Source organism: Variovorax sp. KBW07, from assembly GCF_003852515.1.
Lineage (GTDB): Bacteria > Pseudomonadota > Gammaproteobacteria > Burkholderiales > Burkholderiaceae_C > Variovorax.
Window position 1 is genome coordinate 14,298 of sequence record NZ_QAJK01000064.1, and the last position, 22,871, is coordinate 37,168.

The window sequence follows — 22,871 nt, forward strand, 5'->3', positions numbered from 1 at the left end:
CTGACAAAACCACAGTGCAGGCTGTTCGCGAGGCAGACAGGGCATGACTTGGTTCAAGAAGCTTTTCTGGGTCGGCGCGGGGCTAGCCGCAGGGGGCGCATTTGCCGTCTTCGTGGTGGACGAGCTGAAAACCTCCCGGCTGCAATCGGCCCTGTGGCGCGACCTGGCCAGCGGCGCGAGCTTCAGCGTCGATGCCGGTGCCAGCGACGCCATCCGCTTCCCCCACACCGGGCCCTACGACGAGCGGATGGGCTATCACGACCTTCCCCACTTCATCGAACGCCTGGAGCCCCAGGGCTATGTGGTGACCCGCCAGGCCCGCATGTCGCCGCGGCTGATCGAGCTGCAGGCGCACGGGCTCTACGCACCCTACCGCGAGAAAAACCAGGCCGGCCTGACGGTGCGCGACTGCCGCAACGCGGCGCTGCTGCACACGCGCGTGCCCAACCGGGCGTACGAGCGCTTCGAAGACGTGCCGCCGCTGCTGGCAAGCGCCCTGCTGTTCGTCGAAGACCGCCACCTGCTGGACGCGGAGCCGCTGCAGCGCAACCCCGCGATCGATCCGGAACGCTTCGCCAAGGCGGCGCTGGAGCAGGCGCTGCGGGCGGTGGGCCTGGGCCAGTCGGCAACGGGCGGCAGCACGCTGGCCACGCAGATCGAAAAGTACCGCCATTCGCCGCAAGGCCGCACGGGGTCGGTCAAAGACAAGCTGCGGCAGATGGCGTCGGCCTCGCTGCGGGCCTATCAGGATGGCGAAGACACGCAGGCACGCCGCCGCCAGATCGTCGTCGACTACCTGGACACGGTGCCGCTGGCGGCCCGCCCGGGCATGGGCGAGGTGCATGGCCTGGGCGACGGCCTGTGGGCCTGGTACGGGCGCGACTTCGGCGAGGTGAACCGCCTGCTGGCCGACAGCGGGGAAGAGGCTGCGGCGCCGACGGACGAAGCGCTCGGGCGGCAGGCGGAGGCCTTCAAGCAGGCGCTGTCGCTGATGATCGCGCAGCGCCGCCCGTCGCAGCACCTGCTGGGCGACGGCGCGAGCCTGGCGCGGCTGACCGACAGCTACCTGCGGCTGATGGCCGAGGCGGGGCTGATCACGCCGGCGCTGCGCGATGCGGCGCTGCCGCTGCCCTTGCACCTGCAGCCCCCGCTGCCGCCGACACCCCGGCCGGACTTCGTGCAGCGCAAGGCCGCCACCGCGCTGCGCACCCACATTTCCACGCTGCTCGACGTGCCGCGTGCCTACGACCTGGAGCGGCTCGACCTCGACGCCGAAACCAGCCTGGACGGCGAGGCGCAGGCGCTGGTGGCGCGGGTGCTGGCCGGCCTGCGAACGCCCGCCGCGGCGAAGGCGGCGGGGCTGGTGGGCTCCCACATGCTCGACCCGGGTGCTGACCCGGGCCCGCTGATCTACAGCTTCACGCTGTTCGAGCGCAGCGCCGGGGCGAACCTGCTGCGCGTTCAGGCCGACAACATCGACCAGCCGTTCGACGTGAACCAGGGCGCGCGGCTGGACCTGGGCTCGACGGCCAAGCTGCGCACGCTGGTGAGCTACCTGGAGCTGGTGGCCGAGCTGCACGCGGGCTGGGCCGACCTGAGCCCGGCCCAGCTGTCGGCGCTGCCGCCGCCGAGCCCGCGCGACCCGCTGGGCCTGTGGGCGCGGCAGTACCTGTCGCGCGCCAAAGACCGCCGCCTTGGCCCGATGCTCGAGGCGGCGATGGAGCGCAAGTATTCGGCGGGCACGGGCGAGGCTTTTTTTACCGGCGGCGGCATGCACCAGTTCGAGAATTTCGAGCGCTCGCGCAACGCCAGTTCGATGACGGTGCGGGAGGGCTTCAAGCATTCGGTCAACCTGGTGTTCATCCGCCTGATGCGCGACCTGGTGCGCCACCGCATGTTCGGCGGCGCGTCGAACGCGGAGCAGCTGCTGAAAGACCCCGCCGCCCCAGGCCGGCGCGAGCTGCTCGCGCGCTTTGCGGACCGCGAAGGCTCGGCCTACCTGATGCGCTTTCATCGCAAGTACCAGGGCCAGTCGGCCGCCGGCGCCGAAGCGCTGCTGCTGCGCGGCGTAAGGCCGTCGGCACCGCGCCTGGCGAGCGTGCTGTTCACCATCGAGCCCGAAGCCGACGAAGCTCGGCTCGACGCGCTTCTGCTGCGGAGGCTGGGCCGCGGCGCCGGCTCGCCGCGCGCGTTGCAGGCACTGCGCGGCACCTACGCCGGCTTGTCGCTGGCCGACCGCGGCTATGTCGCGCGGGTGCATCCGCTGGAGCTCTGGCTGGTGGGCTACCTGCGGCGTCACCCGGGCGCCTCGCTGACCGAGGTGCTGGACGCGAGCGCGCGCGAACGCCAGGAGGTCTATGCCTGGCTCTTCAAGACGCGCCACAAGAGCGCGCAAGACAGGCGCGTGCGCGAGCTGATCGAGCTCGACGCCTTCGCGCAGATTCACCGCTCGTGGCAACGCGTGGGTTACCCGTTCGCATCGCTCACGCCTTCTTACGCGAGCGCGATCGGCGCGTCGGGCGACCGGCCGGCTGCGCTGGCGGAGCTGATGGGCATCATCGCGAACGATGGCGTGCGGCTGCCCACGCAGCGGATCGACGCATTGCACTTTGCACGCGACACACCTTACGAAACACGGCTGGAACCACGCAACGCGAACGCCGAACGGGTGCTGCCCACCGAAGTGGCCGCAACGGTGCGGCGCGCGCTGGTCGAGGTGGTGAACGACGGCACGGCGCGGCGCCTGAAAGACGCGCTGGTGGACGAGAATGGCCGCGCGATAGAGATCGGCGGCAAGACCGGCACCGGCGACCATCGCTACGGGCACACCGGCCGCGGCGGACGCATGCTGTCGGAACGCAAGATCAGCCGCTCGGCCACCTTCGTGTTCACCATCGGCGACCGTTACTTCGGCACCATCCTGGCCTACGTGCGCGAACCCTATGCCGCCCGCTACCGCTTCACGAGCGCGCTGCCGACGCAGTTGCTGAAGTCGCTGGGGCCGCAGTTGCTGCCAGTGCTCCGACGCAGCGGATGCGGGGGAGATTGATTCGGCGCGCATATCTCATGCGTGGACACCGCCGCCCCGCCTCCCTACGATTGCTCTCGATGAACATCGAGAAACTCAAGGGCAAGCTCGCCTTCCTGCGCGAGGCGGAAAAACTGAAAGACGTGCTGCGCAGCGGGCACACATCCTCCGGCCGCGCCGAGAGCACGGCCGAGCACAGCTGGCGGCTGTGCCTGATGGCGATGGCGTTTGAAGAAGAGCTGGCCGGGCTCGACCTGCTGAAGGTGCTCAAGCTGTGCGTGGTGCACGACCTGGGCGAGGCCATCCATGGCGACATTCCGGCAGTGAGCCAGGGCGCGCACCCCGACAAGAGCGAGCGCGAACGCAACGACCTGCTCACGCTGATGGCGCCGCTGGGCAACGACGGCAGCAAGCTACGCGGCGATCTGCTGTCGCTCTGGGAAGAGTACGAAGCCGCCGCCTCACCGGAGGCCAAGGCGGTGAAGGCGCTCGACAAGCTGGAGACCATCCTGCAGCACAACCAGGGGGCGAACCCGGAGGATTTCGACTACGCCTTCAACCTCGGCTACGGCCGCAAGCACACGGGCACCACGCCGTTGTTCAGTGCGTTGCGCGAACTGGTCGATGACGACACGCGGCGCCGCATCGTGCCGCTGCTGATCCGCGACGAGCGGCCGGGCGATGCGGCGGCCATCGAGCGCGTCACCACGGCGGCGTTCGCGAATGCGGCGCATGCGAGCCATACCGAGCAGTTCATCGTGAATGCGCTGCGGCGGGCGGGGCAGCTCACGGTGTCGCTGGTGGCGCAAGCGGCGCAGACCGGTGAAGACGAACAGGAAATCGTGGGTCACGTGGCGGTGTCGCCGGTGTCTATTTCTTCTTCAGGTGCAACCGACTGGTATGGGCTGGGGCCAATCTCGGTGGTGCCTGGGCGGCAGGGGCAAGGCATCGGGGCCGCGCTGATGGCGTCTGCGCTGGAGCGCTTGCGGCAAGCAGGCGCTGCGGGCTGCGTGGTGCTGGGAGACCCCGCCTACTACGGGCGCTTCGGGTTTGTCGCGCAACCGGGGCTGGTGCTGCCGGGGGTGCCTGCGGAGTACTTCCAGGCGATTCGTTTCGACGGTGCATGGCCGACGGGGGATGTGCGCTATCACGAGGCGTTCGACGCGACGCGGTAGCCGGCAGGCCCCATGCGATCCGTATCAATCGAGATACGGCGCGACGATCGTGCGCCACTGCTGGCCGTCAAAGGTCCAGACATGCGTGGGGCTGGCAATGCCCAGGAGTCCGTCGCGCACATCCATGTGGCCACTGGCGGACACCGGTTCTCCGTTGTGAGTCACCGGCAGCAACTCGCTGCCGTTCCAGACGCGGAACTGATAGTCGGAGGACAGCCAGAGCTGGCCACCGAACCAGGCGGCATCGTTCCACAGAATGCTGGCATTGCCTTTGTAGATGCTCTTCCAGGTGGACTCGCGCCCCACCCAGAGGCTTCCGCCCTCGCCCGAGATATAGACCTTGCCATCGCCCGCACACGTCACGGTGCCGAGTTGCACGTTGCTGGGAAATCCCATCTGCTTCCAGGCTTTGCCATCGAAGTGCCACACGTCGCCGTGGCCACCGACGGCATACATGTCGTTCGCCGAGAAGGCATCCATGTCGTTGAAGCCCTGCGAGGAAGACGCATCCTTCTGTGGAAACCCTTCGCCGACCTTCGTCCACTTGCCGATGTCGGTGCGTTTGTAGATGGCCCGCCCGCCACCGACCGAATAGGCGAAGCCATCGATCGTCTTGATCCGGTAGGTCACGGGCACCTTGCCGGGGTCGATGAACTCGTCGGGAAATTTTCCGCCGCCGCCGAGCACGCTGACTTGCCCGTCGTTGTTCCTGGCGACGAGCAGGCCCTGGGCCAATGGCTTCAGGGCCACGCCGATTCGCGGTTTGTTGTAGCCCTCCAGCGTGCGCGAGCCGAAGGTGGTTCCCGGTTTTTCGAGGTTGAGAACGAACAACTTCGTGGGGATGTCGTGGTCCCACATCTTCGACGCCTGTTCGTCGGACACATCCCGGCGAAGGCAGATGTAGAGGAAGGAGTGGCTTCGCACGGCGCAGTCGGTAATGGACCAGCCCTTGATTTCCGCTGCCCAGACCTCTTTGCTCAGATAGATTGACTGATTCAATTCGCTTTCCATTAGTCGTCCGAGCTGCTGCCCGTTGGAGTGCTGGTAGTACGGGTGTACCTCGACGAGCTATCGCGGCTTTTCTCAAGTGCCCGAACGATCCGGTGAACCTGAACCTGTTGTGGAGCCGGTCTGGCAACTGTGACTCCGGGTCACATCATTCCGCCCAGTTCGCCGAAGAGAAAATCTTCCAGAGTGGCGGCAGGTCTTCTTCCCGGCCGCTTGGCCGCAAGCGCCAGCCGGTGTGGTCGAAAGCTTCGACCGTGCCCGACTCGACCAATTGCCCTTCGCGCAAATGCAGCAGCAGAGGCAGGTCCTCCGGAACGAACCGGCCCAGAAACTCGGCGTGATCTTCCAGGTCGAGCCAGAGCCACACGGTGCTCGATGCCTTGCTCAGGCCCGCAAGGCGCGCGAACGCGGGATGCAGTTGCCGGCACTTTGCGCACCATGCCCTTGCACCGACCACGGCGACGAGCGTGCCCTCGGGCTGCTGCAGTCGCCCGGCAATGTCGGCCGCGTCGAGCCACGGGTCGGGGAAGGTCATGAACGCAGCAGCCTGTCGATCTGCCTGCGCTGCGACTCGGCGGAGCCACGCACACTCAGGCCCGTACCCGGCACGCGATACCGCAGGGCATGGGCAGCAACGGCGCGCACCGGTTGTGTCGCATGCTGAAGCAGCTCCACGAGCCACGCGTCGGTGACCAGGCGTCCGCAGAGCAGCCGCTGGTTGGCGCCGGCATCGAAGCGCACCGCGCGCTGGGCGTTCTGCACCGCCAGCAGGTCCGGCAGCGGCAGCCCGCTGTCGGCGTCCAGCCGGGCTGCGGTGACCGGCCCGCGCAAGTCGGTCTGCAGAAGCTCCGGCTCTTGCGCCACCAGGCCAGGCGCCTCCAGATCGATGCCGGTCAGGGTCTGCCACACCCACCCCGCGTAGCGCGCATCTTCCGGGTGGGCGATGCGGCTGGTCACGTAGTGCAGGTGGGCCGGATCGCCATGATGCAGCGCGAAACAAAGGCCGGCCCTCGGCGGCAGGAACGCGTAGAGGCCCTGCACGTCGGGGTGCCGCATCGGCACCAGGCAGGCCAGATGCCGCAGCCAGCGGCTCAGGCGCCTGTCGGCCTGCTGGCGAAACCAGCCGGTGGCCTGCTGCGCATGTGCCGCCTGCGCCACCACGCAGCGCCAGAGCACGGCCAACGCCTGCGCGCGATGCGCCGCCGAGCCGCCCGATGCAATAGCGGCTTCCGCACGCACGGCATGGTCGCTGTCGCCAAGCGCCTGCACCAGGGCGGCGGCGGTGTCGTGCGCCTGCGATGCCATGGGCTCGTGCTGCCAGGGCGTGGCGCTGCGGGTCGCCGCGGCCGCACGGCACGCAGCCGCGCGCACGAACGGCACGGGGTGAGCCAGCCAATGCGCCGGCGGGAGCGAAAGGGCCGGCAGGGCTGGCGCTCCGATGAGCGCGACCGCTCGCAACGCCGCGACCGCGGTCACGGGGTCGGAAGGCTCACTGCTCCATTGGCGCAGGATGTTGTGGGCCCTGGGCAGCGGCAGGCGCGCCAGGGCGGAGACGACACCGCGCAGCAAGGTGTCGGGCTGTGCTCGCACGATGGTCATCACCCGTGCCAGGCCCGCCGCATCGCCGGACTGCATGGCGACCCAACTGCCTGCGAAGGCCTCTCCCGCCTTCTTCCATCGGTCGAGCGCGGCCAGGGTCGTCGAAAGCCCGGCTGCGCCGGCTACTTGCAACCCCTCGAGATGCGCGCCGAGCATGCGATCGAAATGCTCGAATTTTTGCCAGCTCAAATGCACCGACGAGCGCGATGTGTCGATGTACTGCCAGTAGAACGCGGCATCTTCCGCGTGACGGCGAACCAGCGGCTCGATGCTGGCGGGAATGGTGATTGCGGCAGGCCCCATTCGACTCGGATCAGTCGAAGTAAGGGCCAATGATCGTGCGCCAGCGCCGGCCATCGAAGGTCCAGGCTTGCGTCGGGCTCGCGATGGCCAGCAATCCATCGCGGACATCCATGTGTCCGCCGGCGCCCATCTGCTCACCCTCGTGTGTCACCGGCGTGAGCTCGCTGCCGTTCCAGATCTGGAACTGATAGTCGGAGGCGAGCCAGAGCCTTTCGTCGAACCACGCAACGTCGTTCCACGGAATGCTCGAGCTGCCCTTGTAGATGTTCTTCCAGGTCGATTTCTGGCCAACCCACAAGCTGCCGCCTTCGCCGGAGATGTAGACATTGCCGTCTCCGGCACAGGTCACGGTCGCCAGTTGAACGTTGCTGGGGAAGCCCATCTGCGTCCAGTCCTTGCCGTCGAAGTGCCATACATCGCCGTGGCCTCCCACGGCGTACATGTCGGACGCCGAAAAAGCGTCGAGGTCTCTGAAACCTGCGCGCTCGATGTGTTCGACACGCGGAAGGTCGGCAACCTTTTTCCATTTGCCCGTATCGGTCCGCTTGTAGATCTTTCGCTGCCCGCCCACGGAATAAGCGTAGCCATCAATCGTCTTGATCTTCCAGGTCATCGGGACATGGCCTGGATCGATGAACTCATCGGGAAAATCCTTGCCTCCTCCGACGACGCTGACCTGTCCATCGTCGTTGCGAGCGACAACCAGGCCTTGAGGCAACGGATTCAAGGCAACGCCGATGCGTGGTTTGTTGTATCCGATGAGATGCCGTGCACCGAACGAGGTGCCGGGTTTCTCCAGATTGATCACAAGCATCTTGGTGGGAATGTCGTGGTCGAACATTCGCGATGCCTGCTCTTCAGGCAGTTCCTTGCGAAGACAAAAATACAGAAGCGTGCGGCTGCGCACCGCGCAATCCGTGATGGACCAGCCTTTGATTTCTGCGCGCCAAACTTCTCTGCTCGTGTGAATCGATGAGTCCAATGCAATCTCCATCAGTCGTTCGTATCGTTACCGGTATTCGGCGTTTGCTGTGCGCCGCCCTTGTTCACGGTCTTCAACCTCGCCGTGGGGCACTTGTAGTAGTTTTCCAGCTGTGCACGAATGCATTTTGCTGAGCAGCGCGACATGGGAAAGGCTTCCTGGTGCGACTTCACCGCGGCGTCGATGGCTTGCTTCATGCTCATCGTGCCGCCCTGGGTCTTGCCCGCATCGACCAGACCCTGAACCTGCTCGTCCATCTTGTCGTGCACGCGTTTGTGGCTGCCATGGTTCTGGCTGAAGCCTTCCACGCAGACCGTGGGTGCCGTGCTGTATTCATAGCCCGGGCAGTTGGCCTCCTTCACCATCGCGTCATTGATCAGGTGGTGGCCCGTCTGCCCGGGACAGCAGCCCTTGCCGTCGGCCGTCTCCACTTTCCTGTCGCCGTCCTTCTTGCTCTTGGGCACCAGGTTGCATTTGCGCGCACGGGTGCAGTCGTTCAGCGTGGCCAGCAGGTCCTGGCCTTCGGAGCCGATCTTCTGCGCCTTGGCAAGCTGCTCTTGCGGGCTGAGCTTGTCGAAGCCGTTGAACTCGGCAGCCAGCGACTGGAGGCGGCCGGCCTCTTTCTCCAGCACGTTGAGTTTTTCGATCGATTCGATCGCAACGCGGCGGATCTCATTGACGTCGCCGATGGCCATGACGCCGTCCACCACCGACCAGACACCCATGACCGCATTGCCCCACGCCGGCACCGAGGAGCCGAGCAGTTGCTTGCCGCCGGCCTTGGCGACCCATTTCCCGGCGGCCTTTGCGCCTGCACGGGTTGCCATGTCCTGCAGCTCGCCCCTGAGGTTCTTGAGCAGGTCCAGCTCCCCCGGCAGGTTCTTGTAGGCCTCCTGCATCTGCTTGGCGTAGTCCATGGCGTTCTGGACGCCTTTCGGGCCGCCCAGGTTGATCTCCAGCCCGTCGCAGTGGTCGTCGGTCCAGTGCGGGTTTTTCTTGTCACCCGAATTCTTTCTTCCCGCCTTCAGCAGCGCGGAAAACCTGCTCTTCTTCTTGAGCTCCTTGCGCGTCTCGGAATGATCTTTCTCGGGCGCGCAGGCGCGTTCGATCTTCTTTTCTTCCTTCGCGCAATCGTGGCTGCCCCAGCCGCGCGAAATGTAGGGAAACACCGGCGTGTTGCTCGGCATCGAGCCGTGGTTGTGGCTCACCAGATCGGTGTGGCGCGGAACACCGTAGCCTTCGAAGATCACGTCGAAGGACCACTGCGTGAAGTAGGCCTTGCCGGTAATGACGTGCGTCGCCACGCCCTTCGGAAAAGCCTGCGTCGCCGGCTCGTTGCCGGTACTTGTCGCAAAGTAGGAGTGGTCTTCGATCGCCACTTCCTTGCCCACGATGAAGACCGTGGAGGTTCCGTTCTTGATGCTGCTCGCGTAGCAGGTGTTGGGGTACGGAATGACGACGGGCCCGGCGGGCGGCCCTGGGGGACTCCAGCACGGGTCGGGAAAAGCCTGGGGCGAAACACCGTCGCCGCCCACGGCCTTGCCGGCGATTTCCAGTCCGTTGGCGTAGACATGGGTCTTCATGATCGATGGGTCCTGGTGAGCGGCGCGCCAATCACGGGCGAGCGGAACCGGACGACGAGCGCGGCACGCCGGCCGTCGTCTCCCGCGAAGTGCAGCAAAGCGCTGCGCCCCGGGCCGTCATCGCGGCCCATCGCGTCGGCCAGCCATGCCAGCGCGAGCACGGGGGCCGCAGCGCCCGTCTCTCCCACATGGCCGGCAATGATGCTGTGCGGAAATTCGGCCACGCGCCGTTCGAGCGATCGAGAAAGCGCCAGGTTGATTTCTTTCGCCGACCAACTCTCCCCCGTCATTCCGCTGGCATGAAAGGCCAGTGCGCTCACTTCAACGCCGGCCTCTTGCGCGGCATCGCGGATGGCCCGGGTGAGTGCCTGCGCGCGCTGCGGCGCTTCACAGCCAACGCGCCACGGATCGTCGTGCGTGGCACAGCCGTCGACCCAGAGCGACTCGGCGCGCCCCTCGGGCCGGTGGCTGAGCAGCACGGCGGACGCGCCTTCGGCAGGAATGAAGCCGTCCGGGTTCGATGGCGTGGCGATGCGTTCCGCCTCGAGGTAGTGCTCGATGGCGCCCGCATGCAGAAAGGAATCCACGGCTGCCAGCACCACGTAGTCCGGGCCTCCGCGCTGGCCCAGGAAGCCCGAAATTTCTTGCAGCGCTTGCGCGATGCCACCCTTGCCATAGGGCAGCCGGCACGACGCCGCATGGAACCTGCTTGTGCCAGACAGGCACCCTGCCTTCATCAGCCCATCGAGCACGCGCCCGAACCCTTCGTGCGTGATGCCGATGCGCTCCGGCTCGGCCGAGAGCACCACGACGGCAACGCGCTCGAAGGGCACCTGCGGCAGCAGCGCCAGGCTCTCGGTGACCACGCTGTGCAACATCGCGTGCCATCGCTCCTCGCCCCAGACCGGCACATCATGAAGCGCCCCGCCGACGACCGGGCCGCCTTCCAGGTCGATGAAGTCGGTTTCCCTGAAATGATTCACCCTGGCGTTGATGGCCGCGACGGCGGCTTGCGCCCGGTGGCCAACGGCGCAGCAGATACCCCGGCCCACCACCCGCAAGGGCTGGAAAGGCTGGAAGGGCTGCGACGGCATCGCGCGGGCCACGGCCCCGGCCCTATCGTTCCCAGGCGCCATGCCGGCCCCCCAGCATCACGGCATCGCTCTCTTCCGGGCCGCACCCGGCGCAGTCGCTGCCATCCAGGCCCATGGACCTTGCGGCCCACCAGGCGGGGTCCACGGGGCCGACCGCAATGGCCTCGAACTCCTGCGCCCTGCGCCGGATGGGCAGGCTGGTGCGCCAGACGACCGAAAAGCGCTCCTGGTCGGGCTCGAAGTAGAGGGTGTCCACAACCGCTTCGCATGCCTGCACGCTGTAGTCCTTGCGCAAGACGCGCACCGGAACGCTGTCGAGCAGGGGCAGGCGAAAGCGCACGTCGGGCCGGCCGGCCATCATGTTCAGCAGGATGACTTCTTCACCGCCTCGCGGGTAGTCCATCTGCTGGTCTTGCGGCGCGCACTGATGAAACTGCTCGTCGAAGTCTTCGGGCAGCAGCGGGAACACGTCCCTGCGCCATGCGTCGTCGCAGGTGCCCGAATGGTTCTTGCGCGGCAGCCAGTGCCTGCCGATGGCGGAGAAGGCCACGGGCGCATGCATGTCGGCGGGCTTGGCGAAGGGCTCGTTCATTGCCTCCAGGCTCGGCGCCGGCACGCCGTCGATGATGTCGGACGCCACCGTGGCCGCGTAGCCGACACCCGACGGATTGGAAGGCAATGCCTCTTCCACGAACTGCCTTGCGTCACCCTTGCCTTCGATGCGGATGCGCTTGCCGCCGAACGCCAGCCCGTAGTGCAACGGCAGCCGCGTAAAAGTCGCGGGCGCGCCCATGGCCGTGCTGCCGAATGCCCTGGACCATGTGCGCGGCCCCACCACGTTGAGCCGCTTGCTCAGCGGCCCGACTCGCCAGCCCACCGCCAACTGGGTGACCGGCTCGCCGTCCGGGCTGTGCGCGCTCGCATTGAACAACACGTCGCAACGCGGCTTGAAGCGCGCAAAGTCGCTGCCGTAGAGCATGGCGCTCATTCCCGGTTCCGCAACGTACACGTCGGTCTGTTGCAGCGCCTCGGGCGGCAACGGTGCCGGCCGTTGCCCCGGCAGCGGAATGCGCCAGGTGGCCTTGGCCACCACCACGAGGTGCTCGCGGCTGGCGGCGTCCAGCGCCACCACGGCACCCGCGACGAGGTTCTTGTTGCCAACGGCCACTTCCATCGCAGTACTTTTCCCTCGCTGCTCAGTTGACGTTGACCGAGCCGCCCAGGATGCGCTGGGTCGCGCTGGCATGGCTTGTGATGTAGTGGCCCCGCAACTGGATGCGCCCATCGGCCGAGAGAATGAGCGCCGACTCTCCGCAGCGCAGCTCGATCTCGTTCTTTGCTTCGATGACGACGCGCGTGTCGTCATGCGGCACGGCTGCGGCCGCCGGCCTTTGTTCCCGCGGCTCCCACACAAGGCCCAGGATGATGGCCTGGCGCATGTCGCTGCCGCTGAAGCCCAGTGCCACCGTGCTTCCGACGTCGGTCGGGGCCAGCGGCACCAGCGAGCACAGCACGTCCATCGTGCCCATGCCGGCCAGGCGCACGCGGGGCACGCCCCCTGCCGCCCCGTCCGCCCCATCCGCTCGGTCGGCGCCCAGGTCGACCAGCGTGCCGAGCACGATGCCCTGCGCGCCACGGCGCCCGGGGTTGTCCGCGGGTCTTGCAATCAGCGCTTCGAGCAGCGCGTCGCCCTCGAGCGACGGCGACACGGGCGGATTGGCGCTGCGGTCATTGGCGTGCACGTTCAGTTCTCCTGGATCTTGTTCGCCTTCGACGTGATGTGTCCATCGGCGTTGAAGTACTGCTCGCCGCTCGTGCCGACATTGAAGGTGTGGCCGTTGAAGGTGATGGTGCCGTCGGACTTCATCACCAGCGTGGACTTGCCGACGGTGATGCTGAATTCGTCGCCCGCGGTGATGTCGAAGGAGTTGCGCACATCGACGCGCTTGGAGCGCCCCACCTGCTCCGTCTGCATCAACCCCACGGTGGTGTTCATGGCCGCGCCCACCGAGACCTGGTAGCCCAGGCCGATCGTCAACGCCTTCGCCAGCCCGATGGTCTCGGCCTTGGCCAGCGCCACCGTCTCGGCCTTGTTGCCGCCGATGGTCACGACGCGGTTGTCGCCGATGTCGATGGTTTCGTTCATGCCCACGGTTTCGGTGCGGTTCATGCCGATGCCGATGGTCTCGTTCAGGTCGACGGTCTCGGTGCGGTTCTTGTGCACCGTGATGCGCTCGTCCAGGTCCACCGTTTCCGTGCGGTTCTTGTGGACCGTGATGGTCTCGTTGCCATCGACCGTCTCGGTGCGGTTGTTGTGCACGGTGATGGTTTCGTCATGGTCGACCGTCTCGGTGCGGTCGTGCTTCACGTGCACGGTCTCGTCGTGGTCGATGGTCTTGGTGCGGTCATTGCCCACCCAGTGGGTTTCGTCCTTCTCGACTTCGATGTCCTGGTTGCGTTCGGCGTGCAGCCAGAGCTGCTCGGCACCCTTCTTGTCCTCGAAGCGCAGCGCGTTGGCATTGGCATCGCTCGCCCCCTCGGAGCTGCGGGTAAGCAGGCCGCTCTGCGTTGCATTGGCGGGCAGGTCCCAGGGCGGCATGTTGTCGGCGTTGTAGACGCGGCCCGTGACGATCGGCCGGTCGGGGTCGCCATTCTCGAAATCGACGATCACCTCCTGCCCGATGCGGGGAATCTGGATGCCGCCGAAATTGGTGCCGGCCCACGGCGAAGACACGCGCACCCAGCAGGAGCTGTTCTCGTCCTTCGTGCAGTAGCGGTTCCAGTGAAAGCTGAGCTTCACGCGGCCGTAGGCGTCGGTCCAGATTTCGCGTCCGGCCGGGCCGGTGACGATGGCGGTCTGCGGCCCCGTGGTGCGCGGGCGTTGCGCAGCGGGCGCCGGCGCGCGGAAGACCTTGCTCGACGGAATCACCTCGAAATCGACCCGGCACTCGAACGGCTGCTGGGCGCTCGCATCGCCGATGTCCTGCACCCAGAGATGCGCGCCGGTCACCAGGTACTGCCTGTTCGACTCGTTCTGCGGATGCCGCTCCAGCGTGAGCAGGCAGCCCGGCACCACGGCGCGCAAATTGCCGGAGCCGCTGGCGCGCTCGCCCTGGCTGCCGACTTCTTCCATGCGCGTGCGCACGAGTTGTTCGCCTTCGGACTCGACGGTGTAGTCGCCCGGCCAGCCATAGCGCTCCATGCCGCTTTGCGAGGTCTTGCGCGGCATGGCGCTCACCTGTTGCAGGCGGGCCTTGGGCCGCGTGAAGTCGAAGTCGTCGGTGACCCAGCGGCCGCTCTGCAGCGTTTCGCAGGCGTTGAAGCGGTCGCAATGCTCTTCGCGCACCGTGTCGTCGGCACCGTGAAAAGGAATTTTTTCGTAGCCTGCGTGGGCATAGGGTTGGTGCGCCACCATCTCGTCCACCACGACCAGCTTGTGGCTGGCTTGCGAGTGCTCGAAGTAGTAGTAGAGCCCCCACTCGTGCAGCAAGCGGGAAACGAAGTCGAAGTCGCTTTCGCCGTACTGCACCTGGAACTCGCGCGCCGGGTAGCTGCGCGCGACTTTCAGCTCATGCACGAAGTCGTACTCGCCCAGCACCTCGCTCACGATGTCGGTCACGCTCTTGTGCTGGAAGATGCGGTAGTCGCTGGTGCGCGTGGCCAGCGTGAGCCAGGGCTCGATGACCGCCTCGTACAGCGCCCGGCGGTTTTCCAGGCGCAGGAAGCGCACGCGCGTGACAAGGCCTGAAATGTGGCGCTGCTCCGGCCCCGCGCCGGGGCGCCCGTCGAGCAGGACATGAACGGTGAGCGTCTCGCCGACCAGTTGCTTGATGGCGACGTTGGCGGCCTGCCGTTCGTTGTAGCCCGCCTGCTCGGGCGTGGTGAGCGTGACGGTGTAGCGGAACAGGCTGCTCAGGCTTTCATCGCCCTCGATCGCCACGGGCTCCAGGGCCGGCTGCCCGCCCATCATGGGCATGGCCGCCGAAGAAACGCTCAGCACGCGGACGGACCGCTCTGCGCCTGTTGGCATGACTCTCTCCCTAACTTTCGATTCGATTCCCGCCCTCAGCCCTCGACAAAGGGCTCGACCCACGAGCGGCTCTCCGGCTGCCTCCTCAATCGCCAGTCGAACGGGGCCGCTTTTTTATCTGGATTTGCAAACCCGCCCGTGCCCCATCCTCAAGGTCAAGCGTGACAACCCGATTGCATTTGAACAATCTTTTTTACCGAGTTCCGCCAGTGCAGGCTGTAATTTTGTTGCCAGTTATTTCTCTGGCCGGACAAACAAACCATAAGTTTTAAATCGCGAGTGCAGGTAATTATTCGGACTGACGGGGCTGCAGGATTGCAATTGGGTGAGCCGCAGCTTTGCCATCGCAGTGCAAGCGCGGCACCTTGCCGACGAAGCCCGCGCAGGGCGGCAACTCGGTCGGCGCGTGAATCTCGATGCCCTGTCGGGGCTTCTTCTTTTTCCGAGTTTTCGAACGACCCGATGAAACCGCAATCGCATGACACCTTGCTTCCGGCTTTCCAGACACAGGCGAAATAGAGCTGCAGGTTCTTTGAACTTCAGCGCTGCGAACTGAGGCCAAACTAATTACTTGAAATCCAGATTTCAAAGAAGGTCGCGGTGTTTCCCGCCGCAGACGCCGAGCGCTTTGGCGCGAACAGTATCCAGGGAATGACTGCGCCCTGAGCGCGTGAGGCGCGCGGCGTCTTCCGCCGCATTTGAGCTCCGACAACCGGGACGTTGATCGCGCGCCCTTCGGTGCCGACACGCCTTTGCAGCCGCCTCTGCAGTTGTTTCATTTATGTAAAAAATGAAGCGTTTATGTGTTTAAATCACGTAAATCTTACATTTTTGATACACAAACGCGCGAACAGATGGGCGCCCCTTCTTCGCTCCTTTCCCGTGTTCTTCTCTCTGTCGCAGCCCTGTTCGCCGGTGTTCCTGGCACACCGGCTACAGCCCTGGCCGAGTTGAACAGCGTTGGCAATGCACCACACAGCGTGCACCGCCTGAAGTTCTTCGTCGACCCGGCACTGGCCGACGAACTGGGCCCGGCCGAAGCGGGCCGGCGCCTTGCGCAGTACGTGGCCGACGTCAACACGGTGTTCACGCGCGAGACGGTACGCAGCTTCGTGTTCAACCCCGTGAGCGACCTGCAACTGATCGCGCCCGCCTCGGCCCCCGCGTGCAGCCACAGCGGGCTGGTCGACGGCGAGATCGCGGTGTGCATCAACAAGTCCACCAAGGGCTACAGCCACGGCGGGCTTGCCGCGAGCTGGACGTTCCCGCAAAAGGGCGTGGCCTGGAACCTGAACTGGATCGCCATTCACGATCCGCTGCGCCTGTCGCGCGCCATCACCACCGCCGCGCCCGAGTCCACCGAAAAAGATTACCTGGGCCGGCAGCTGAAGACGCTGCTGCACGAGTTGGAGCACGTGTTCGGCGCCGGTGCCGGCGAGTACTACAACGCCGCGATGGTGAAGGACACGACGGGCACCGCGCCGCAAGCCGACCTGGCGCTGGCGAACGACACCGACCGCTACTGGTGGACGCGCCAGGACTGGCGGCTCGACCCGCTGCTGGGCACGGTGTTCGAGCCGCGGCGCGACCCGGCCACCAACCGCGTCATCACACTGAACATGATCCGCTTCACGGCGGGCACCAAGGCCAACATCAACACCGACTGGAGCGACTGGCCGAAGTTCGGCACATCGAAGTACATGGCGGGCACCACCGCCACGCAGGTGCGCATCACCGACCGCGCAACGGGCGCGGCGCTGCCCGGCGCGCAGGTGTCCGTGTGGCGCAATGCCGGTGCCCCGTCGTCGCAACAACCGATGGTGCTGCTGGTGCAGGGCACGGCCGACGCGGCGGGCCGCTTCGCGTTCGACTGGGAGTGCGGCTTTACCTGCTTCAACAGCGCCAAGTCGACGCTGCTGGTCAAGGCCTCGGCGCCAGGCCGGGCACCGATGGCAAGCTGGTTCACGATCTTCGATGCCTTCGAGCAGAAGGCCGTGAAGGGCCAGGCCGCCTTCACCATCGACGTGGCGCTGGGCGTGGTCGACACCACGCCGCCCACGGTGTCGCTGTCGGCACCGGCCATGGCCACGGTGGGCCAGCCCGTCACCATCGCGCCGGCGGTGGTCGACAACGTGGGCGTGTGGGGCGTGAAGGTGGCGGGCATCGACGGCATTCCGATCTGCACCTTCGAAGCACCGCCCTACACCTGCACGTGGACGCCGCTGGCACCCGGCATGCAGACGATCCGCGTGATCGGCGTGGACGCCGCGGGCAACTCGGCCATGGCCACGGCGAACGTGATGGTCAACCCGCCCGTGGACACGACGCCGCCCACGGTGTCGGTGGCCGTGCCCACCTTCACGGGCGTGAGCACGTCGACGCCGCTTTCCGCCACGGCGCAGGCCAACACGAGCATTGCAGAGATGCAGTTCATCGTCGATGGCAAGACGCTGTGCACCGTGAAGGCCGCGCCCTACACCTGCAACTGGACGCCCGCCGCTTCGGGCTACGCGAGCATCGAGGCGCGGGCCATCGATGCGGCGGGCAACACCGCCAGCGTCTCGGCCCAGATGCAGGTGAAGCCGCACCTGGTGCCCTACCGTGCGCTTGCACTGAAGGACGAAGAGGCCGAGGCAGCGGGCCGTGGCGCGTTGCCGCATGCCGCACCACCGGCGGCGCCGAAGATCCGCACGGCGGCCGCGTCCCGCGCGCCCGGCACCTGACGAAGCGCCGCCCTGTTAACTTACTTGTCGACCGAGATGTTGGCGGTCTTGATGATGCGTGCCCACTTCTCGCGCTCGGCATGCATGAAGTCGCCGAAGCGCTGTGCGCTGCCACCGCCGTCCTCGGCGCCGAACTGGTCGAGCCGCGCGACCACGTCGGGCATTGCCAGCACGGTGTTCACGTCCTTGTTCATGCGGGCGATGGTGGCCGGCGGCATCTTTGCCGGCCCGACCAGCCCGAACCAGATGCTGGCCTCGTAGCCTTCGAACCCCGACTCCGCGAGCGTGGGCACGGCCGGGAAACTCTTCGACCGCTTCAGCCGCGTCTGGGCAATGGCCGTCATCTTTCCGCCGCCCAGGTACTGCCTGGCCGTGGTCATGCCCTCGAAGCTGTACTGCACGTGGCCGCCGAGCATGTCGCTCACCAAAGGCGCCGAGCCCTTGTACGGCACATGCAGCACGTCGATGTTGGCGCGCGCCTTGAAAAGCTCCAGCGCCAGGTGCTGGGCCGATCCGTTGCCGGCCGAGCCGAAGACGATTTCACCGGGCCGGCTGCGGCACAGCGCGACCAGCCCCTTGAGTGTCTTGACCGGCTGGTTGCTCTCGCAGATGAGCATCTGCGGCGTGGCGCCGACCAGCGCGATCGGCGCGAAATCGCGCTCCGCCGAATAACCCAGGCCCGGTTGCAGGCCGGGTGCGATGCCGTGGCTGTTGATGTGCGCCATCAGCAAGGTGCTGCCATCGGGGTCCGCCCGCGCCACCTGCTCGGCCGCGATCATTCCGGCCGCGCCCGCCCTGTTCTCGACGACGACCGGCGTGCCCCACATCACGCCCAGCTTCTGGGCCAACAGCCGCGCCAGCACGTCGGTGCCGCCGCCGGGCGGAAACCCGACGACGAGCTTCGTCACGCCCCTGGACGTGGTCTGGGCGAACACGCCCGTCGTTGCGGCCAGGGTGGCCGCAACGGCTCCCTTGGCAAATAGCCTGCGCTTCATTTTCTTGTCTCCTGCTTGTTCTTCGATGTGTGTGTCTGCCGGCCTGTCGTCAGGCGGCCGATGCCAGTGCCGATGCATCAGGCATGCGGAAGCCGCGGGCATCGAGCCCGGCGGCCAGCGTGGTCCGCTGCGCGGGCTCGATCTCGACGAGCGGCGGACGCACCGCCGCCCAGCCGGCGTCGCCAGTGTGCCGCGCAATGGTCGCCTTCATGGCCGCGATCATCGGCAGCGCCTGGAACACGGCACGCGTTTCGTTCAGCGCCTTCTGCCTGTCTTCCGCATCGGCTTCGGTCCAGTGCTCGTACAGGTCGACGATGGCCGCGGGGTTCACGTTGCCGGTCGCGGTGATGCAGCCCGCGCCACCGCCGCGCAGCGTGGGCAGCAGCACCGTCTCCGTGCCGGCGAACACATCGAAGCCGCCGGACTGGAATTCGCGCAGCATCGCGGCCGTGTTGTTCCAGTCGCCCGAGCTGTCCTTGATGCCGGCCACCGTGCGCGGGTAGGCCTTCAGCAGACGCTCGATCAGCGCCAGGCTGATGCCGACCTGCGAAACCGGAGGGATGTGATACAGGTAGATGCGCAGTCGCTCGTCGGCGACCGCATCGATCACCCGCGCATAGCTGCGAAAGAGCCCTTCGTCGGAAACGCCCTTGTAGAAAAACGGCGGCAGCATCAGTACGCCGGCACAGCCCGCTGCCACGGCGTGCCGCGTCAGCTCGATGGTGTCGGCGAGCGCACAGGTGCCGGTGCCCGGCATCAGCCGGTCGGGCGAAACGCCGTCTTGCAGCAAGGCATCAAGCAAGCCCCGCTTCTCTTGCACGGTCAGCGAGTTGGCCTCGGAGTTGGTGCCGAACACCGACAGGCCCACGCCCTGGCCGAGCAGCCAGCGGCAATGCCGCACGAAGCGCGGCACCGACGGCGCAAGGTCGGCATCGAACGGTGTCAGCACCGGCGACAGCACGCCGCGCAGCTTGGGCGCACTCACTTCGCCACGCTCCACCGGCCGTACTTCTGCACCGCCTTCTCTTCGAAGCCGAAGCCCAGCCCCGGCGTCTGGTGCAGCACGACGCGGCCATTCTGGTGGTCGAGCTGGCGGTCGATCAGGCGGCGGAAATTCAGCACCTGGTCGTCCCAGAAAAATTCCACGTAGCGCGCATTGGGCGTGGCCGCGACCAGCGGCGCATGCACGTCGTGGAACCAGTGCGGGCACATCACCACGCCGTAGCTCGCGGCGGTCGCGGCAATGCGCTTCCACTCCGTGATGCCGCCGCACACCAATGCATCGGTCTGCAGGATCGACGTCGCGCCCTTGTCGAGCAGCTCCTTGTGATACCAGCGGCCGTAGCCAATCTCCGCGGTTGCCACCGGAATGCGCGTCAGCCTGGCCAGCTTCGCGTGGCTCTCGATGTCGTCGGGGCCGAAAGGCTCTTCGATGAAATACGGGTCGTAGGCTTCGAAGCGGCGGATGTACTGCATCGCCTGCGTGGTGTCGACCCAGCCGTTGTTGCAGTCCATCATCAATTCGACGTCGGGCCCGACGGCATCGCGCGCGGCCTTCAGCCGTGCTTCTTCTTCCTTGGGCGAGAGGCGGCCGGTCTTCATCTTCACGGCCTTGAAGCCCTTGTCGACGTAGCTGGCCATCTCATGCCCCAGCATCGCGGGCGTCTTGCCTTCGAGGTAGTAGCCGCCGCTGGCATAGGCCGGCACCGATTCGAGCTCGACCGCGCCCAGGTACTTGTGCAACGGGAGCTGGTGCGTCCGGGCGTTGAGGTCCCACAGCGCCGTGTCGAGCGCGCTGATGGCACGCATGACGGTGCCCGAGCGCCCCTGCAACAGCGACTCCTGGTACATGGCCGCCCACAGCCCTTCGACCGCGTACGAGTCCTTGCCGATCAGCACCGGCGCCAGCAACTGCTCGACCGCGGCCTCGAACAGCGCACCACCGGCGCTGCCCACGTAGCAGAAGCCGATGCCTTCCACGCCATCGTCGGAGCGGACCTTGACCAGCCCGTAGTGGCGCACGCTGACGGTGCGGTTCGAGAACGACGTCACGCGGTCGAGCGGAATGGCGGCGGCGCAGAAATGAATGGATTGAATCTTCGGCAAAGAGGTCTCCTGGTTGTGTCGCAGGAGATTCTGGGATTCCTCAAAGCAAAGAAAAATGGTTGTTTCATATCTTCTGAAGACGTAAATTGTTTCTTCTTGCGCGGGCACAGTCGGCCCGCACGCTTCAGCAAACACGACGGCACCCCACACCATGGATTCACGGTTTCTGCAGAGCTTCGTATCGGTCGTAGAGCTCGGCTCCATCGCCGAAGCGGCGCGGCATCTGGACATGACGCCCGCCACCATCGCGCAGCGCGTGCGGGCGCTGGAGGCGGACATCGGCAGCCAGCTCATCGTGCGCTCGGGGCGAACCGTGCGGCCCACGGTGTCGGGCACGCGCATCCTGGCGCGTGCGCGCAGCGTGCTGCGCGAACTGCGAGACCTGCAATCGGCGGCATCGGACACCGAGCTTCCCGCGGGGCCGCTGCGGCTCGGCGCCATACCCACGGGGCTCATGGGCATCATCCCGCTGATCCTGAAAGACTGGGTGCGGCGCCATCCGCACATCGGCATCTACATCGAGCCCGGCTCGACCACCGCGCTGTACGGCCGGGTCATGGCGGGCGAACTCGACGCCGCGATCCTCGTGCACCCGACCTTCGAACTGCCAAAGACCAGCAGCTGGCACGGCCTGCGCCGCGAACCGCTGGTCTTGCTGACGCCCGCGCGCATGAAGGTCGCGTCGGCGCTGGCCACCATCGCGCGCGAACCGTTCATTCGCTACGACCGGCAGGTCGTGGGGGGCAAGATGGCCGACGACTACCTGCGCCAGCTGGGCATACGGCCCAACGTTCGCGTCGAGCTCGATGGCATCGAGTACATCGCCAAACTGGTGGCCGAGGGGCTGGGGGTTTCGGTGCTGCCCGACTGGGCCGTCATCGGCGCGCCCAACCGGGAGCTCAAGAAGTGGCCGCTGCCACCGCCCTGCCCCGCGCGGACCGTCGGCGTTCTGTGGCAACGCTCGACCGTGCGGGCACCGCTGGTCGAGGCGCTGGTGGACATCGCGCGGGCGCATTTTCCGCAGCCGGCCGAGCAGGCGCAACGCGGCTCGGCGCGCGCTTCCACGCGCTGAACAACCAACTGGCTCCCCGAACACGGATCGAACGTGTGACATGCGCATTAACAGTGCGCCGCATCTACCACTGAGCTACCGGGGAAAAGAATGGAGGCGCGGACCGGAGTTGAACCGGTGTAGACGGATTTGCAATCCGTTGCATGGCCACTTTGCTACCGCGCCGAAAGAACAAGAAAAAGATGGCGCCCCGCAGGGGAGTCGAACCCCTGGCTTCCTCCTAGACAGGGAGGCACTCTGGCCACTGAGTTAGCGGAGCGAAAAGAAAAAGATGGCAGGCCCTCAAGGATTCGAACCTTGGATACCGGGATCAAAACCCGGTGCCTTGGACCACTAGGCGAAGGGCCATCGAAAAAGGTGGCGCGCACGGAAGGAGTCGAACCTTCAACCGCTGGGTTTGGAGTCCAGTGCTCTGCCAGTTGAGCTACATACGCATGAGAGGCATGAGAAAAAAGAAGAACAAGAAATGAATGGTCTGAGTGGCAGGATTTGAACCTGCAGCCTCCTGCTTCCAAGGCAGGCCGTCTACCAGATTGACACTACACCCAGAGAAAAAATCGATTGGTGCCCCAGGGGAGATTCGAACTCCCAGAATTCCGCTTCTAAGGCGGACACGTATGCCGGTTCCGTCACCGGGGCTGAATGAATGAGTAAGAGGCGCGCGATCCGTTTCCAGTGGCCGGTCGCCGTACCTCGTCGATGCAGGTTTTTAATGAACGTCCACAAGGCCGAAGCCCGGTGCCATGCAGCACGATCGCTGGATGAAAAAACAAAAAGGCCCGGAACCTTTCGGTGTCCGGGCCTCTGCTTGAGAGCGCTTGGAAGGTACGCGCTTATGCACTTCCTCCACCCGGTGACACCTGATCCTCGCTGGCGCAATCCCACGGCTGTGCCTGCAGGGCCTGCATCGGATTCGGACACTGATCGAGCTGCTGCAACGCCAGCACGCCCAGGCCGCCCAGTCCGTTGCACAGCGAAACGCGCACGAGCGCACGGCCCGATACGGGTCGAATGCTGTGGGTGCGAATGACGGCTGCGTTCACGATGGTTCCTGGTGTCTGTCTGTGTTGCGATGTCGGGTTGAATTTGCCGCGGCCTGGACCGCGAATGAGTTGAACTGTAAATAGTCTTTACGCCGCCGTCAACACGTTGCGTAAAAATAATTTACGCAAT

At 66.0% G+C, this 22,871-nt stretch carries 17 protein-coding genes, 6 tRNA genes and 1 pseudogene; 5 read left to right on the top strand and 19 right to left on the bottom strand.

Annotated elements, in window-relative coordinates; translation table 11 throughout:
- Nucleotides 1-43: 43 nt before the first annotated feature.
- From DBV14_RS14375 to DBV14_RS33615, 3 genes and pseudogenes are all read left to right on the top strand, one after another.
- A complete protein-coding gene (locus DBV14_RS14375; RefSeq protein WP_124459848.1) occupies nucleotides 44-3,049 on the top strand; it encodes a transglycosylase domain-containing protein in 3,006 nt (1,001 codons plus the stop codon).
- Nucleotides 3,050-3,108: 59 nt separating this feature from the next.
- Nucleotides 3,109-3,675: pseudogene (locus DBV14_RS33610) on the top strand (HD domain-containing protein); the annotation flags it as partial.
- Nucleotides 3,676-4,203 (top strand): GNAT family N-acetyltransferase, encoded by a 528-nt coding sequence (locus DBV14_RS33615; RefSeq protein WP_221621891.1) that lies wholly within the window; start codon nucleotides 3,676-3,678, stop codon nucleotides 4,201-4,203.
- Between the two features lie 24 nt (nucleotides 4,204-4,227).
- Here DBV14_RS33615 and DBV14_RS33430 read toward each other — a convergent pair whose 3' ends face one another.
- From DBV14_RS33430 to DBV14_RS14425, 9 genes are all read right to left on the bottom strand, one after another.
- Entirely contained in the window at nucleotides 4,228-5,214 is a 987-nt protein-coding gene (locus DBV14_RS33430) for a hypothetical protein (RefSeq protein WP_185546016.1), read from the bottom strand.
- 145 nt (nucleotides 5,215-5,359) lie between these two features.
- The gene (locus DBV14_RS14390) at nucleotides 5,360-5,746 is read right to left on the bottom strand and encodes a thioredoxin family protein (RefSeq protein ID WP_124459850.1); all 387 of its coding nucleotides are present in this window, start codon (nucleotides 5,744-5,746) and stop codon (nucleotides 5,360-5,362) included.
- On the bottom strand, nucleotides 5,743-7,113 hold the full coding sequence (locus DBV14_RS14395; RefSeq protein WP_260397028.1) for a hypothetical protein: 1,371 nt from the start codon (nucleotides 7,111-7,113) through the stop codon (nucleotides 5,743-5,745). The genes DBV14_RS14390 and DBV14_RS14395 overlap by 4 nt, the downstream gene beginning before the upstream one ends.
- A 10-nt stretch (nucleotides 7,114-7,123) precedes the next feature.
- Entirely contained in the window at nucleotides 7,124-8,107 is a 984-nt protein-coding gene (locus tag DBV14_RS14400) for a hypothetical protein (RefSeq protein WP_124459851.1), read from the bottom strand.
- Nucleotides 8,107-9,678 carry a PAAR-like domain-containing protein gene (locus DBV14_RS14405; RefSeq protein ID WP_124459852.1) on the bottom strand — a complete coding sequence of 524 codons (1,572 nt, stop codon included), beginning with the start codon at nucleotides 9,676-9,678 and terminating at the stop codon, nucleotides 8,107-8,109. The genes DBV14_RS14400 and DBV14_RS14405 overlap by 1 nt, the downstream gene beginning before the upstream one ends.
- Nucleotides 9,675-10,784 (bottom strand): hypothetical protein, encoded by a 1,110-nt coding sequence (locus DBV14_RS14410; RefSeq protein WP_124459853.1) that lies wholly within the window; start codon nucleotides 10,782-10,784, stop codon nucleotides 9,675-9,677. The genes DBV14_RS14405 and DBV14_RS14410 overlap by 4 nt, the downstream gene beginning before the upstream one ends.
- A gap of 10 nt (nucleotides 10,785-10,794) precedes the next feature.
- A complete protein-coding gene (locus tag DBV14_RS14415; protein WP_124459854.1) occupies nucleotides 10,795-11,946 on the bottom strand; it encodes a DUF2169 domain-containing protein in 1,152 nt (383 codons plus the stop codon).
- A gap of 22 nt (nucleotides 11,947-11,968) precedes the next feature.
- Nucleotides 11,969-12,514, bottom strand: coding sequence for a hypothetical protein (locus DBV14_RS14420; protein ID WP_260397029.1), 546 nt, complete (start codon nucleotides 12,512-12,514; stop codon nucleotides 11,969-11,971).
- Nucleotides 12,515-12,516: 2 nt separating this feature from the next.
- The gene (locus DBV14_RS14425; protein ID WP_124459856.1) at nucleotides 12,517-14,802 is read right to left on the bottom strand and encodes a type VI secretion system Vgr family protein; all 2,286 of its coding nucleotides are present in this window, start codon (nucleotides 14,800-14,802) and stop codon (nucleotides 12,517-12,519) included.
- Nucleotides 14,803-15,752: 950 nt separating this feature from the next.
- Between DBV14_RS14425 and DBV14_RS14430 the strand changes: the two genes are divergently transcribed.
- Nucleotides 15,753-17,525, top strand: a complete 1,773-nt coding sequence (locus DBV14_RS14430; protein WP_260397030.1) for an Ig-like domain-containing protein — start codon at nucleotides 15,753-15,755, stop codon at nucleotides 17,523-17,525.
- A 20-nt stretch (nucleotides 17,526-17,545) separates the two neighbouring features.
- Here the strand turns inward: DBV14_RS14430 and DBV14_RS14435 are convergent, their stop codons facing one another.
- From DBV14_RS14435 to DBV14_RS14445, 3 genes are read right to left on the bottom strand one after another with little or no spacing between them, the layout of a single operon-like run.
- The gene (locus DBV14_RS14435; protein ID WP_124459857.1) at nucleotides 17,546-18,520 is read right to left on the bottom strand and encodes a tripartite tricarboxylate transporter substrate binding protein; all 975 of its coding nucleotides are present in this window, start codon (nucleotides 18,518-18,520) and stop codon (nucleotides 17,546-17,548) included.
- A 49-nt stretch (nucleotides 18,521-18,569) separates the two neighbouring features.
- On the bottom strand, nucleotides 18,570-19,505 hold the full coding sequence (locus DBV14_RS14440) for a dihydrodipicolinate synthase family protein (protein WP_260397031.1): 936 nt from the start codon (nucleotides 19,503-19,505) through the stop codon (nucleotides 18,570-18,572).
- Entirely contained in the window at nucleotides 19,502-20,626 is a 1,125-nt protein-coding gene (locus DBV14_RS14445; RefSeq protein ID WP_124459858.1) for a mandelate racemase/muconate lactonizing enzyme family protein, read from the bottom strand. The genes DBV14_RS14440 and DBV14_RS14445 overlap by 4 nt, the downstream gene beginning before the upstream one ends.
- 151 nt (nucleotides 20,627-20,777) lie before the next feature.
- Between DBV14_RS14445 and DBV14_RS14450 the strand changes: the two genes are divergently transcribed.
- On the top strand, nucleotides 20,778-21,698 hold the full coding sequence (locus DBV14_RS14450) for a LysR family transcriptional regulator (protein WP_124459859.1): 921 nt from the start codon (nucleotides 20,778-20,780) through the stop codon (nucleotides 21,696-21,698).
- A 9-nt stretch (nucleotides 21,699-21,707) separates the two neighbouring features.
- On the opposite strand, the gene DBV14_RS14455 is transcribed toward DBV14_RS14450, so the two are convergent.
- The 7 genes from DBV14_RS14455 to DBV14_RS14490 form a co-directional block, all read right to left on the bottom strand.
- Nucleotides 21,708-21,783, bottom strand: a tRNA-Asn gene (locus DBV14_RS14455).
- A gap of 6 nt (nucleotides 21,784-21,789) precedes the next feature.
- Nucleotides 21,790-21,863, bottom strand: a tRNA-Cys gene (locus tag DBV14_RS14460).
- Nucleotides 21,864-21,881: 18 nt separating this feature from the next.
- Nucleotides 21,882-21,957, bottom strand: a tRNA-Asp gene (locus DBV14_RS14465).
- Between the two features lie 99 nt (nucleotides 21,958-22,056).
- Nucleotides 22,057-22,132, bottom strand: a tRNA-Trp gene (locus DBV14_RS14475).
- 37 nt (nucleotides 22,133-22,169) lie between these two features.
- Nucleotides 22,170-22,247 (bottom strand) — tRNA-Pro (locus DBV14_RS14480).
- 13 nt (nucleotides 22,248-22,260) lie between these two features.
- A tRNA-Leu gene (locus DBV14_RS14485) sits at nucleotides 22,261-22,337 on the bottom strand.
- Nucleotides 22,338-22,531: 194 nt separating this feature from the next.
- On the bottom strand, nucleotides 22,532-22,741 hold the full coding sequence (locus DBV14_RS14490; protein WP_124459860.1) for a hypothetical protein: 210 nt from the start codon (nucleotides 22,739-22,741) through the stop codon (nucleotides 22,532-22,534).
- Nucleotides 22,742-22,871: the final 130 nt, after the last annotated feature.